General features: G+C 66.9%; 8 protein-coding genes. 6 read left to right on the forward strand and 2 right to left on the reverse strand.

Annotated elements, in window-relative coordinates:
• Nucleotides 1–21: 21 nt before the first annotated feature.
• The 6 genes from LZ605_RS21035 (at nucleotide 22) to pbpC (ending at nucleotide 11,408) form a co-directional block, all read left to right on the forward strand.
• Entirely contained in the window at nucleotides 22–726 is a 705-nt protein-coding gene (locus LZ605_RS21035) for a hypothetical protein (RefSeq protein WP_249843195.1), read from the forward strand.
• Between the two features lie 101 nt (nucleotides 727–827).
• Nucleotides 828–1,070: a type II toxin-antitoxin system ParD family antitoxin gene (locus tag LZ605_RS21040; protein ID WP_249843196.1), complete on the forward strand. Its 243-nt coding sequence runs from the start codon at nucleotides 828–830 to the stop codon at nucleotides 1,068–1,070.
• A gap of 77 nt (nucleotides 1,071–1,147) precedes the next feature.
• Nucleotides 1,148–2,326, forward strand: a complete 1,179-nt coding sequence (gene prpF, locus LZ605_RS21045; protein WP_249843197.1) for a 2-methylaconitate cis-trans isomerase PrpF — start codon at nucleotides 1,148–1,150, stop codon at nucleotides 2,324–2,326.
• Between the two features lie 124 nt (nucleotides 2,327–2,450).
• Nucleotides 2,451–3,911 (forward strand): bifunctional 2-methylcitrate dehydratase/aconitate hydratase, encoded by a 1,461-nt coding sequence (locus tag LZ605_RS21050; RefSeq protein WP_249843198.1) that lies wholly within the window; start codon nucleotides 2,451–2,453, stop codon nucleotides 3,909–3,911.
• Between the two features lie 158 nt (nucleotides 3,912–4,069).
• Nucleotides 4,070–8,977 (forward strand): alpha-2-macroglobulin family protein, encoded by a 4,908-nt coding sequence (locus LZ605_RS21055; RefSeq protein ID WP_249843199.1) that lies wholly within the window; start codon nucleotides 4,070–4,072, stop codon nucleotides 8,975–8,977.
• A gap of 61 nt (nucleotides 8,978–9,038) precedes the next feature.
• The gene (gene pbpC / locus LZ605_RS21060) at nucleotides 9,039–11,408 is read left to right on the forward strand and encodes a penicillin-binding protein 1C (RefSeq protein ID WP_249843200.1); all 2,370 of its coding nucleotides are present in this window, start codon (nucleotides 9,039–9,041) and stop codon (nucleotides 11,406–11,408) included.
• A 134-nt stretch (nucleotides 11,409–11,542) separates the two neighbouring features.
• Here pbpC and LZ605_RS21065 read toward each other — a convergent pair whose 3' ends face one another.
• Nucleotides 11,543–12,118, reverse strand: coding sequence for a ferritin-like domain-containing protein (locus LZ605_RS21065; RefSeq protein WP_249843201.1), 576 nt, complete (start codon nucleotides 12,116–12,118; stop codon nucleotides 11,543–11,545).
• A gap of 29 nt (nucleotides 12,119–12,147) precedes the next feature.
• Nucleotides 12,148–12,630 (reverse strand): peroxiredoxin, encoded by a 483-nt coding sequence (locus tag LZ605_RS21070; protein WP_249843202.1) that lies wholly within the window; start codon nucleotides 12,628–12,630, stop codon nucleotides 12,148–12,150.
• Nucleotides 12,631–12,834 lie beyond the last annotated feature (204 nt).

Here is a 12,834-nt window from a genome sequence, read left to right on the forward strand (position 1 = left end):
GAGGGGCGTTGCCCCATCTGCATGGGAACGGCGTTCTACAACATCGCAGGCACGGTCAACACGGCCTTCATTTTTCTGAGCCTGTTGGGTGTGGGCGCGCAGTTGCGACTGGTGCGCAGCCGCCGGGAACGTGCGGGCGCGAATGACAGCGCCACTTCAGTGCTGTCGCTGAACCAGTTCACGGTCAGCTTCCTGGCGTACCTTTCGTTCTTCATCTACGGCTACAGCGTCACACCATTCAATCACTTCATTGTCTGGCCGCGCTTGCTCGCATCGATACTGGTCATGAGCATCCTGGTGGAGATCTGGCGTGACCGCCGAAGTGGCTCCGCCACGATCAGCCTGCTGGCAGCCGTGCTGCTGTTGATCTGCGCGCTGGCCGGTCTGGCTTGGGGCAACCGTCACGTGGATGAGGGCAGGGTAGTGGCCGGCGCGATGATTGTGGTGATCACCGCCTTGCTGGCGCAGGGCTACGTGCACCAGATTCTGCTGATCCTGCGCAATGGCCACACCGGTGCCGTGTCGCTGCGGATGAGTCAGTTGATTCTGCTGATGGACCTGTCCACGATCGTATTTGCCTTCGCCATGGGCCTGCGGATGGGATGGCCTTTGCTGCTGCTGGCCGTGGTGAGCGGAAGTACCAAACTGGCCATCCTGTATCTGTTCCGTTGGCAGCAAGGGACGTCAGCGCGGGCGCGGCGAAGTCATGCTGAGGCGCCTGCCTGATGGCAAAGACTTCTTCATGCAAAGGCTCGCGCTTTCTGTACTTGTCGTTGCCTTTGGTGCCTCGCAGACTGTCGCGTGACAGTTCCGCAGTGGATGTTTGCATGGTCAATATCAAAGTGGTACTGACAGATGAGCTCAGACAATTCGTGGACCAGGAAGTTCGTGAAGGCGACTATGCCAGCGCTTCCGAGTACGTTCGTGACCTTGTCCATCAGCGGCGGCGAAGCAAGGCTGAAGACCTGCTGCGCCAGTTGATCGCGGAAGGCGTCGCTTCGGGGCTTCCTGCCCCTCTGCCCCCGGGGCACTTCCAGAATCTGCTTGAACGCGCATCGAATCGAGAATGAAGCCAGTACATCCGGCCCACCGCAAGTCGGTGCACGGCTCCCCAGGAATTGTTTCACTGTACACAGGAACCCGATCCATGACCTTCCTCCCGCAACTCCGTATTCCCGCAACCTACATGCGTGGTGGCACCAGCAAGGGCGTGTTCTTCCGCCTGCAGGACCTGCCCGAAGCCGCGCAGGTGCCGGGCGCTGCTCGCGATGCGCTGCTGATGCGCGTGATCGGTTCGCCCGATCCGTATGGCAAGCACACCGACGGCATGGGTGGTGCAACGTCCAGCACCAGCAAGTGCGTGATCATCTCCACCGCTTCTGTGCCGGACCACGATGTGGACTACCTGTACGGCCAGGTCTCGATCGATACCGCCTTCGTCGACTGGAGCGGCAACTGTGGCAACCTCAGCACTGCGGTCGGCCCGTTCGCCATCGCCAATGGTCTGATCGATCCCGCGCGCGTGCCGCGCGATGGCCTGTGCACCGTACGCATCTGGCAGGCCAACATCGGCAAGACCATCATCGCCCACGTGCCGATGCGCGATGGCGAAGTGCAGGAGATCGGCGATTTCGAGCTGGACGGCGTGACCTTCCCGGCCGCCGAGATCCAGCTCGAGTTCATCGATCCGTCCGATGATGGCGACGCTGGCGCGATGTTCCCGACGGGCAATCTGGTGGACACCCTGGAGGTGCCCGGCGTCGGCAACTTCGAAGTGACCATGATCACCGCCGGCATCCCGACCATCTTCCTCAATGCCGCCGACCTGGGCTACACCGGTACCGAGCTGCAGCCGGCGATCAACGAGGACAAGGCAGCGCTGGAGCGCTTCGAGACGATCCGCGCCTACGGCGCCTTGCGCATGGGCCTGATCAAGAACCTGGAAGACGCGGCGACCCGCCAGCACACGCCGAAAGTGGCCTTCGTGGCACCGGCACAGGACTACGTATCGTCCAGCGGCAAGGCCATCCCGGCCTCGGCCATCGACCTGCATGCGCGTGCGCTGTCGATGGGCAAGCTGCACCACGCGATGATGGGTACCGCCGCCGTGGCGATCGGCACCGCAGCAGCGATTCCGGGCACGCTGGTCAATCGCGCGGCCGGTGGCGGCGAACGCGAAGCAGTCACCTTCGGCCATCCCTCCGGCACGCTGCGCGTAGGTGCGCAGGCCGGGCTCGTTGACGGCCAGTGGACGGTGACCAAGGCGATCATGAGCCGCAGCGCCCGTGTGCTGATGGAAGGCAAGGTGCGGGTGCCGGCCGAATGATGCATTGGTAAACGCCAACCAAGGTTGGCGACTACCTGGCCGCAGAGACCGATTGCTTTGGTAGATGCCAACCTTGGTTGGCAGGGCGCACGGGCAACCGTGCACCGCAACGAGGAGATCGATGATGTCCGACAGCCACACCCCATCCAACGAGCGTGCAGCGTGGGATGCGCTGCTGGTGGACATCGTCGATTACGTGCGTGATGCCCGCATCGACTCGCCGCTGGCGTTCCAGACCGCACACCACTGCCTGCTCGACACGCTCGGGTGCGGGCTGGAGGCACTGTCCTTCCCGGCCTGCAGCAAGCTGCTCGGGCCGCTGGTCCCTGGCATCAGCGTGGTGAACGGCGCGCGGGTGCCGGGCACGCACTACGTGCTGGATCCGGTGCAGGCTGCCTTCAACCTGGGCGCGATGGTGCGCTGGCTGGATTTCAACGACACCTGGCTGGCCGCCGAGTGGGGCCATCCTTCCGATAATCTCGGCGGCATCCTGGCCGTCTGCGATTGGCTGGGGCGCAACGCGCAGGCGCTGCGCCGCCCGCCCCCGACCGTGCACGAGGTGCTGCTGGCGATGATCAAGGCTCACGAGATCCAGGGCGTGCTGGCGCTGCGCAATGCCTTCAACCGGGTCGGGCTGGACCATGTGCTGCTGGTCAAGGTGGCCACCACGGCGGTGGTGGCGCAGCTGCTCGGGCTGGATCGCGAACGCATGCTCAATGCACTGTCGCTGGCCTGGGTCGATGGCCAGGCGTTGCGCACCTACCGGCACGCGCCCAACACCGGCTCGCGCAAGAGCTGGGCGGCGGGCGATGCGACCAGTCGGGGCGTGCGCCTGGCGCTGATGGCGGCCAGCGGCGAAATGGGCTACCCCAGCGTGTTGAGTGCGCCCACCTGGGGTTTTGAAGCCGTATCCATGCATGGTGAGCGTGTGACGTTGGGGCGTCCGCTGGGCAGCTACGTCATGGAGAACGTGCTGTTCAAGATCAGCTATCCGGCCGAATTCCATGGCCAGACCGCGGTGGAGGCGGCGATCACGCTGCACCAGCAGCTGCGCGCGATGGGGCGGCGGGTCGAGGACATCGCGCATATCACCATCCGCACCCAGGAAGCCTGCATCCGCATCATCGACAAGCAGGGGCCGCTGCATAACCCGGCCGACCGCGACCACTGCGTGCAGTACATGGTCGCCATCGCGTTGCTGCACGGGCGGCTGGTGGCCGAGGACTACGAGGATGACGTGGCCGCCGATCCACGCATCGACGCACTGCGCGCGAAGATGGCCTGCCACGAAGACCCGCAGCTCAGCGCCGACTACCTGGACCCGGACAAGCGCAGCATCGGCAACGGCCTGAGCGTGCGCTTCACCGATGGCACTGAACTGCCCGAGGTGCGGGTGGAGTATCCGCTCGGCCACGCCCGTCGCCGCGCCGAAGGCATTCCGCTGCTGATGGACAAGTTCCGCCGGCACCTGGCCCATCGCTTCCCGACCGTGCAGCAGCAGCGCATCCTGGCCGCATCGCTGGACCCGGTGGCGCTGGCGGCAATGCCGGTAACCGACTACGTGGACCTGTACCTGCCGGGGTAGGGCGCGCCTGGGTGGGTGCCAACCTTGGTTGGCACGGCCGACGCCAACCAAGGTTGGCCACTACCGGGTCCCGGGCGGAACCGGGTTTCCGACCGCCGGGGCGTCAACACCTTGACGCGGCGCGCCTATAATGGCCGCCTCGATCAAGGAGTGACGACATGAGCGGTCCGGCACGGCGGAAGCGGTGGGGATGGGCGGCGGCTGTACTGGCAGGAGGCCTGTTGCTGGGCCTGGCCGGCTGCCGCAATGACAGCGGGCAGCTGCCCAAGGCCAGCGGTGAAGCCATCACCACCCAGGCCGAGCAGGTGAAGGAGTTCACCCTGCTGCGCGCCTACCCGGACCAGAAGAATGACGGCCTGTCGCTGGCGCTGGAGTTCTCGCGCCCGCTGGTCGGCACCCAGGACTTCGACAAACTGGTGCGCTTCGAAGAGAAGGTCGGTACCGACGACAGCAGCTGGACCCTGTCCGATGACGGCCTGACCCTGCGCTACCCGTTCGTCGAGGCCGGCAAGGAGTTCAGCCTGGTGGTCTCGGCCGACCTGCTGGCCGCCGATGGCAGCCGCCTGGGCAAGGAGCTGAAGCAGAAGGTGTTCAGCGGCGAGCTGAAGCCGGTGGTCGGTTTCGCCTCGCAGGGCAGTGTGCTGCCGGCCAAGGACAGCCGCGGCCTGCCGGTGGTCTCGGTGAACGTGCCGGAGGTCGACGTCGAGTTCCTGCGCGTGCGCGAGAAGGACCTGCCGACCTTCTTCAGCCAGTACCAGCGCGGCGGCCGCCGCGGCAGCTGGGAACTGAGCAGCGATTACGAGCGCAGCCCGATCAACAAGCTGGCCGAGCCGGTCTACGTCAACCGCTTCATCCTCGGCGGCAAGCAGAACGAGCGGGTGCTGACCTACCTGCCGACCCAGGACATCAAGGAACTGCAGGAGCCGGGCCTGTACTTCGCCCTGCTCAAGCGCACCGGCGACTACGAGGGCGAGTTCGATACCGCGTTCTTCTCGGTCAGCGACATCGGCCTGCACACCCGGGCGTACAAGGACAAGCTGTTCGTGCACACCGCCGGCCTGAAGGACGGTGCGCCGCTGAAGGGTATCGACCTGCGCGTGCTCGATGCCAAGGGCGAGGTGGTACTGAAGGGCAGCACCGACGGCAACGGCAATGCGCTGCTGAACTACACCCTGGATGCCACCCACGTGCTGGTCGCCAGCAGTGGCAAGGACACCAGCTTCCTGCCGTTCAACCAGCCGGCGCTGGACCTGAGCGAATTCGCCGTTGCCGGCCGTGACAACGCCTGGTTCGATGTCTATGCCTGGTCCGGCCGCGACCTGTACCGCCCCGGCGAGACCGTGCGCCTGTCCGCGCTGCTGCGCGACAACGATGGCAAGCCGGTCAAGGCGCAGCCGGTGTTCCTGCGCCTGAAGCAGCCCGACGGCAAGACCTTCCGCGAGACTCGCCTGCAACCGGGCGAGCAGGGCTACATCAACTTCGAGCAGGTCATCCCCGCCGAGGCGCCGACCGGGCGCTGGCAGGTGGAATTCCGTACCGACCCGGCCAGCAAGGAAGCGATCCAGGGCATGACCCTGCGTATCGAAGAGTTCCTGCCCGAGCGCATGAAGCTGGACCTGGACAGTGCGCAGAAGACGCTGAAGCCGGGCGAGGAACTGCGCCTGCAGGCCAATGGCGCCTATCTGTATGGTGCGCCGGCCGATGGCAACCGCTTTACCGCGCGCATGGCAGTGGCGGCCGAGCAGCAGCCGGTGGAAGGCCTGCCGGGCTACTTCTTCGGTGACCCGACCCTGCAGCTGCCGCGCGAAGCCAAGGACGTGATCGATACCACGCTGCCGGCCAACGGCCAGCTGCGCGAGGACGTGGCATTGCCGGAAGAGGCGGCCAAGGCCAAGGCACCGATTGCCGTGGTGCTGTCCGGCAGCCTGTACGAAACCGGTGGCCGCACCGTCACCCGCACCCTGAAGCGGGTGATGTGGCCGGCCAATGCATTGGTGGGCGTGCGTCCGCTGTTCAACCCTGAAGACGGTGCCGATGCCAACGGCAATGCGCGCTTCGAGCTGATGCGCGTGGATGCGGCGGGCAAGCCGCAGCCGGCCAAGGGCCTGAAGATCACCCTGGTGCGCGAACTGCGCGATTACCACTGGACCTTCAACGACAACCGTTGGGACTACGATTTCACCCGCCGCTTCGAGAACAAGGAAACCCGCACGGTCGATGCTGGCAGCAGTGCGGTGGCCTTCGATGTGCCGGTGGAGTGGGGCGAGTACCGGGTGGACGTGTTCGATCCGTCCACCGGCCTGACCAGCCGCTATCCGTTCCGCGCCGGCTGGAGCTGGGGCGATGACAACCGCGGCCTGGACGCACGCCCGGACAAGGTCAAGCTGGGCCTGGACAAGACCGGCTACAGGGCCGGTGACACGCTTGAGGTGACGGTGACCCCGCCGCACGCCGGCAAGGGCATCCTGATGGTCGAGACCGACCGCATGCTGTACGTGCAGGACATCGACGCCAAGCCGGGTTCGACCTTCAAGATCCCGGTCACCGCCGACTGGGAACGCCACGACGTCTACATCACCGCGCTGGTGTTCCGTGGCGGCAGTGCGCCGAGCAAGATCACCCCGGCCCGTGCCGTGGGTGTGGTGCATGTGCCGATGGACCGCAAGGGCCGCACCGTGGCGGTCGGCCTGGCGGCGCCCAAGCAGATGCGCCCCGAGCAGGACCTGCCGGTGACGGTCAGCGCGCCGCAGCTGGCCGGCAAGATGGCACACGTCACCGTCTCGGCGGTGGACGTGGGCATCCTCAACATCACCCGCTTCCCGGTGCCCGATGCCGGCGCGCACTTCTTCGCCCAGCGTCGTCTCGGCATCGATGCCTACGACATCTACAGCCGGGTGATCGAGAGCTTCGACGGCGGCGCCGGCAAGCTCAAGTTCGGTGGCGACATGGCCCTGCAGGCGCTGCCGCAGGCCAAGCGCCCGACCGCGCGCGTGCAGACCGTGGACCTGTTCTCCGGCCCGGTGCAGCTCGATGCCAAGGGCATCGCCCGGATCCGCCTGAAGGTGCCGGACTTCAACGGCACCCTGCGCGTGTCGGCGCTGGTCTACAGCGATGACCAGTACGGCAAGCGCGATGTGGAAACCGTGGTGCGCGCCCCGATCCTGGCCGAAGCCAGCATGCCGCGCGTGCTCGCCCCTGGCGACCGCAGCACCGTCACCCTGGACGTGCAGAACTTCACCGGCAAGCCGGGTGCGTTCAACGTGCGGGTGGAAACCGAGGGCCCGCTGGCACTGGCCGAAGGCACGCGCAGCGTGCAGTTGAATGCCGATGCCAAGAGCACGCTCAGCTTCCCGCTGTCGGCGCGCGAGGGCCACAGCGTGGCCAAGGTACGGGTGCGGGTGGACGGCAACGGCTTCAAGGCCGACCGTCGCTATGATCTGCCGGTGCGCGCGGCGTGGCCGCAGGTGCTGCGTTCGCAGGTGCGCACGCTTGACCCGCTGGCTGCGGTCAGCCTCGACAACAGCCTCACCGAGGGCCTGATGGCCGAGTCGGTGAATGCCCGGCTGCTGGTCAGCCCGCTGCCGCCGATCCCGTTCGCCAGTGCACTGCAGGGCGCGTTGAACTATCCGTATGGCTGTGCCGAGCAGACCACCAGCAAGGGCTACGCCGCGCTGATCCTGGACCAGGCGACGTCGTCGATGCTCGGCGCCGACGGCCTGGATGCCAAGACCCGCCGTGAACGCATGGAAGGCGCGTTCGGCCGCCTGGCGTCGATGCAGGTGGCCAACGGCAACTTCTCGATGTGGGGTGACGACGGCTACGTGAACCCGTGGCTGACCCCGTACATCACCGAGTTCCTGCTTGATGCCAAGGACGCTGGTTTTGCAGTGCCCGACAATGTGCTGCAGAAGGCGCTCAACCGCCTCAGCGAGGACTTGCTGTCCGGTGGCAATCAGTTCTACGGCCAGGATGACCGCGAGAAGCTGAAGTTCGCCAACCAGGCCTACTCCGGCTACGTGCTGGCGCGGGTCAACCGAGCACCGCTGGGCACCCTGCGCACGCTGTACGACAACGAGCGCAGCAAGGCGGTCGGTGGCCTGTCGCTGGTCCACCTGGGTGTGGCGTTGTCGCTGCAGGGCGATGCCAAGCGTGGCCAGGCGGCGCTGGCAGCGGCCTTCGCCAAGTCCAGCAGTGAACGCCCGTCGTACTTTGGCGATTACGGCAGCGCGATCCGCGATGACGCGCTGATGATCGCGCTGACCCATGAGAACAAGCTGGCCAAGCCGGCCTGGGACGCGCGCGCGGTCGATCTCGGCCGTGGCCTGGATGCGCGCCGCAATGCCGGCTGGATGTGGCTGAGCACGCAGGAGCAGGTGGCCATCGCCCGCCTTGGCAAGGCACTGGCCGCCAACCAGAAGGCGCTGGTGTCCGGTGAACTGGTGATCGGTGGCAGCACTGAAGCGATCGGCGAGCGCAAGCTGTTCGGCCGCAACTTCAGCGCCAGCGAACTGGCCAGCGGCGTGCGCTTCACCCCGCAGGGCCAGCCGCCGATGTTCGCCAGCATCGATGTGGCCGGCATCCCGCGCAGCGCACCGGCACCGGACAACAGCGTGCTCGGGGTCGAACGCAGCTACTACGGCACCGACGGCAAGCCGTGGACGCCGCGTCCGCTGAAGGAAGGCGAGGCGCTGATCGTGCGCGTCACCGTCACCGCCGACACCCCGATGCCCGATGCACTGCTGACCGACCTGCTGCCGGCCGGCCTGGAGATTGAGAACTTCAACCTGGGCGATGCCAAGCAGTGGGCCGACGTGGTGGTCGATGGCATCACCATCAGCGACCGGGGTGAAGCGGCCGACACCAAGCACGAGGAGTTCCGCGACGACCGCTATGTGGCCGCGCTCAAACTCTCGCGCGGCAGCAAAGCCAACGTGTTCTACCTGGTGCGTGCGGTGACCCCGGGCACCTACTCGGTACCGCCGCCGCTGGTGGAGGACATGTACCGCCCGCAGCTGCGGGGCGTCGGCCGCAGCAACCCGACCACGATCACGGTGGTGCAGCCGTGATAGCACGGATGGGCCGCGACGGCGCGGCCCGTCCTGCGGGCAATGTGCAATGAATGACGTAATGAAAAACCGGCTGGCGGCCCTGCGCCGCCGGCTGCGGCCGCTGTGGCCGTGGCTGCGCTGGGGCACCGCAGCGCTGCTGGCGCTGCTGCTGGTGCTGGATTTCGCCTTCCCGCCACCGCTGCCGAAGCAGCGTGACACCAGCACCTTGGTCGTGGCTGCAGACGGCACGCCGCTGCGCGCGTTTGCCGATGCCGAGGGCGTGTGGCGCTATCCGGCCTCGATCGACAGCGTCTCGCCGCTGTACCTGCAGGCGCTTCTGACCTACGAAGACCGCTGGTTCTGGAACCACCCAGGCATCAATCCGCTGGCGATCCTGCGGGCCAGCGGCCAGCTGCTGCGCGGCGGCCGTATCGTGTCCGGTGGCTCGACCCTGACCATGCAGGTCGCGCGCATCCTCGATCCGCACTCGCGCACACCGTGGGGCAAGCTCAAACAGATGCTGCGCGCGGTGCAGCTGGAAGTACACCTGAGCAAGCCGCAGATCCTGGCCCTGTATCTGGAGCGCGCGCCCTACGGTGGCACCATCGAAGGCGTGGAAGCGGCCAGCTGGGCCTATCTGGGCAAGCCGGCGGCGCAGCTGTCGCATGCCGAGGCCGCGTTGCTGGCGGTGCTGCCGCAGGCACCGAGCCGGCTGCGCCCGGATCGTCATCCGGAAGCGGCGCAGAAGGCGCGCGACAAGGTGCTGACCCGCATGGCCGAACTGGGTGCGTGGACGCCAGAAGAAGTGGAAGACGCGCGCATCGAGAACGTAGTGGCGCGCTCGCTGCGGCCGCCGCTGCATGCCGCGCTGCTGGCGCAGCGCCTGCATTCGGCGCATCCGGGCCAGGTGCGCATCCAGAGCAGCATCGACATCGGCCTGCAGCGTACGCTGGAAGAGCGCGTGGCCAGTTACTTCTCCACACTGCCCGAGCGTACCTCGGCAGCGCTGCTGGTGGTCGACAACCAGACCCTGCAGGCACGTGCCTACGTCGGCACGCTGGCGTTCGGCGACCGCCAGCGGCTGGGTCATGTCGACATGGTGCAGGCCTGGCGTTCACCCGGCTCCACGCTCAAGCCGTTCCTGTATGCCATGGCCCTCGATGATGGGCTGATCCATTCCGAAAGCCTGCTGGTGGATGCGCCGCAGAGTTTCGGCAGCTACCGGCCCGGCAATTTCGACATGGCGTTCAACGGACCGGTGGGCGCCTCCAGTGCGCTGCGGCTGTCACTCAACGTGCCGTCGGTGGACCTGTTGCAGCGGGTCGGTGCGGCGCGCTTTGCCGCGCGCCTGTCGCATGCCGGCATCCAGCTGCGCTTTCCGCCGGGCAGCACGCCCAACCTGTCGTTGATACTGGGCGGTACCGGCGCGCGGCTGGAAGATCTGGTCGGCGCGTTCGCCGCGCTCAACCGCAACGGCATCGCCGGCCGCGTGCGTTACACCGGCGACGAACCGATGATCGAACGGCGATTGGCCTCGCCCGGTGCCAGCTGGATCGTGCGCGAGATGCTGGAGTCGAATCCGCGGCCGGGCTACGGCATCGGCACCTTCGACGTCGGCGGGCGACCGCGCGTGGCCTGGAAGACCGGCACCAGCTATGGCTACCGCGACGCCTGGGCGATCGGCAGCACCCGCCACTACACGGTGGGGGTGTGGGTGGGGCGCCCGGATGGCACGCCGTTACCGGGGCAGTACGGCGCGGTCACCGCGCTGCCGCTGATGTTCGAGGTGGTGGACAGCCTGCCGCGCCAGCGTGGTGACTCGGCGGCTGCGCCGATGCCGGCCAGCGTCAGCCAGGAAGACATCTGCTGGCCAACCGGCGAGCGTGCCGAGGGCCTGCCGGCTGCGCTCTGCCAGCGCAGGATGCCGGCCTACCTGCTTGATGGCGCGGCACCGCCGACCTTCCCCGAGCGCGAAGCGCGGCGCTGGCAGCCGGGCCGGCAACGCTATCTGGCCGATGCCAGCAGCGGATTGCGGGTGTCTGCCGATTGCCGCTCGCCGCATGAGGAAGTGGCGCGCGAGATCGCGCGCTGGCCGGCGTTGCTGTCGCCGTGGCTGCCCAAGGCCACGCGCGAGGCCTCGCAGCTGCCGCCACTGTCGCCGGACTGCCGTGACGATGGCCGCGAGGCCAGCGTCGCACTGCACATCGATGGGCTCAACGATGGCGCCGCACTGGCGCGTGCACCCAACGCCGAACATGGCGTACGCCTGCAGTTGCGCGCGCTGGGCAGTGAGCAACGCGTGGACTGGTTGCTGGATGGTCGCTGGATCGCGCAGACCCATGGCGCGCAGCTGATGCAGCGCGAGTTTGCCGATCCCGGCACGCACACCCTGACCGCGCTGGCCGCTGATGGCGCGTGGACGCAGGTGCGCTTCACCGTCCTCCGGTAGGTGCCAACCTTGGTTGGCACGTCCCGTATGTTTGCCACGCTGTTGTAGAGCCGAGCCCATGCTCGGCTGCTCTTGCGACGCGTGTGCAGCGCTCAGCCGAGCATGGGCTCGGCTCTACAGGGAGCGTCAGACCGTCACTCCCCGATCCAGCCATCCAGCAGGTCGGCGAACTCGTCGGCGTGTTCCTCTTCCTGCGCCAGGATTTCCTCAAGGATGCGCTTGGTGGTGGTATCGCGGTCGCCGATGACGTTGATCATCTCGCGATAGCTGTCGATGGCGATGCGCTCGGCCACCAGGTTCTCGCGGACCATGTCGCGCAGGTCGCTGCCTTCCTTGTATTCGGCATGCGAGCGCGCGGTCAGCGTATCGGGGTTGAAGTCGGGTTCGCCACCGAGTTGCACGATGCGCTCGGCCAGCTTGCCGGCGTGCGCCTGTTCCTGCTGTGCATGCTCCAGGAACTCGGCTTTCACCGCGTCGGCCAGCATGCCCTTGGCCATGAAGTAGTGCCGGTAGTAGCGCAGCACGCAGACGTACTCGGTGGCCAGGGCGTCGTTGAGCAGCTTGATCACCACCTTGCGGTCGGCGCTGTAGCTGTCGGTGATCGCACCGTCCTCGATGTTGCGCCGGGCACGCTCGCGCAGGGTCTTGCGGTCGCTGATGCCGGGAATCTTCGCTACGGGTTTGGGGGCTTTGGCTGGCTTGCTGGACATGGCGGGCCGTTTCCTCTTGCGGTGGACAATCAGGTGGGCAGGTGCTCCAGCACGTACTCGGCCGAAGACACTTCGAACTGGCCGGGCTGTTCGACCCACGCCGCGCGCACCACGCCATCGACCACGTACAGGGCGAAGCGGCGCGAGCGGATGCCCATGCCCGAGGCGCTGGCGTCGAGTTCCAGGCCGAGCGCGCGGGTCAGTTCGGCGTTGCCGTCGGACAGCATCAGCAGGCCGTCGGGCACGTTCTGTTCGGCGGCCCAGGCCTTCATCACGAACGGATCGTTGACGGCCATGCAATAGACGTCGATGCCGCGCTCGCGGAAGTCATGGAATTTTTCGACGAAGCCGGGCAGATGGCGCGCCGAGCAGGTGGGGGTGAACGCACCGGGCACGGCGAACAGCACCACCTTGCGCGCATCGAACAGCGAATGCGTATCGAGCGTTTCGATGCCCTCGCGGATGCGCTTGAGGGTCACTTCAGGAATGCGGTCGCCGACGTGGATGGTCATGGGGAACTCCTTGCAGGGGCAGGCTAGGGGACCGGATGGGACAGGGGCGTCAAGACATTGGAAACCCGGTGTGCAGGCCCCATCTTCAGGCTTCGCGGCGCAGGCATCCAGCCACAGTCTGGGGCAGGGCGATGGCCGCCGCATTGCGCAGGATCAGTCGGCCTCACCGGGGCCGCACGAGGGGCGGCGTAGCATCGCCGGCGC

It is taken from the genome of Stenotrophomonas maltophilia (assembly GCF_023518235.1).
Taxonomy (GTDB): domain Bacteria; phylum Pseudomonadota; class Gammaproteobacteria; order Xanthomonadales; family Xanthomonadaceae; genus Stenotrophomonas.

Excerpts from the sequence above, each read along its gene's own strand:
- LZ605_RS21035 (WP_249843195.1), top strand. The coding sequence starts at position 22 with ATGGGAACGGCGTTCTACAACATCGCAGGCACGGTCAACACGGCCTTC.
- LZ605_RS21040 (WP_249843196.1), top strand. The coding sequence starts at position 828 with ATGGTCAATATCAAAGTGGTACTGACAGATGAGCTCAGACAATTCGTG.
- prpF (WP_249843197.1), top strand. The coding sequence starts at position 1,148 with ATGACCTTCCTCCCGCAACTCCGTATTCCCGCAACCTACATGCGTGGT.
- LZ605_RS21050 (WP_249843198.1), top strand. The coding sequence starts at position 2,451 with ATGTCCGACAGCCACACCCCATCCAACGAGCGTGCAGCGTGGGATGCG.
- LZ605_RS21055 (WP_249843199.1), top strand. The coding sequence starts at position 4,070 with ATGAGCGGTCCGGCACGGCGGAAGCGGTGGGGATGGGCGGCGGCTGTA.
- pbpC (WP_249843200.1), top strand. The coding sequence starts at position 9,039 with ATGAAAAACCGGCTGGCGGCCCTGCGCCGCCGGCTGCGGCCGCTGTGG.
- LZ605_RS21065 (WP_249843201.1), bottom strand. The coding sequence starts at position 12,118 with ATGTCCAGCAAGCCAGCCAAAGCCCCCAAACCCGTAGCGAAGATTCCC.
- LZ605_RS21070 (WP_249843202.1), bottom strand. The coding sequence starts at position 12,630 with ATGACCATCCACGTCGGCGACCGCATTCCTGAAGTGACCCTCAAGCGC.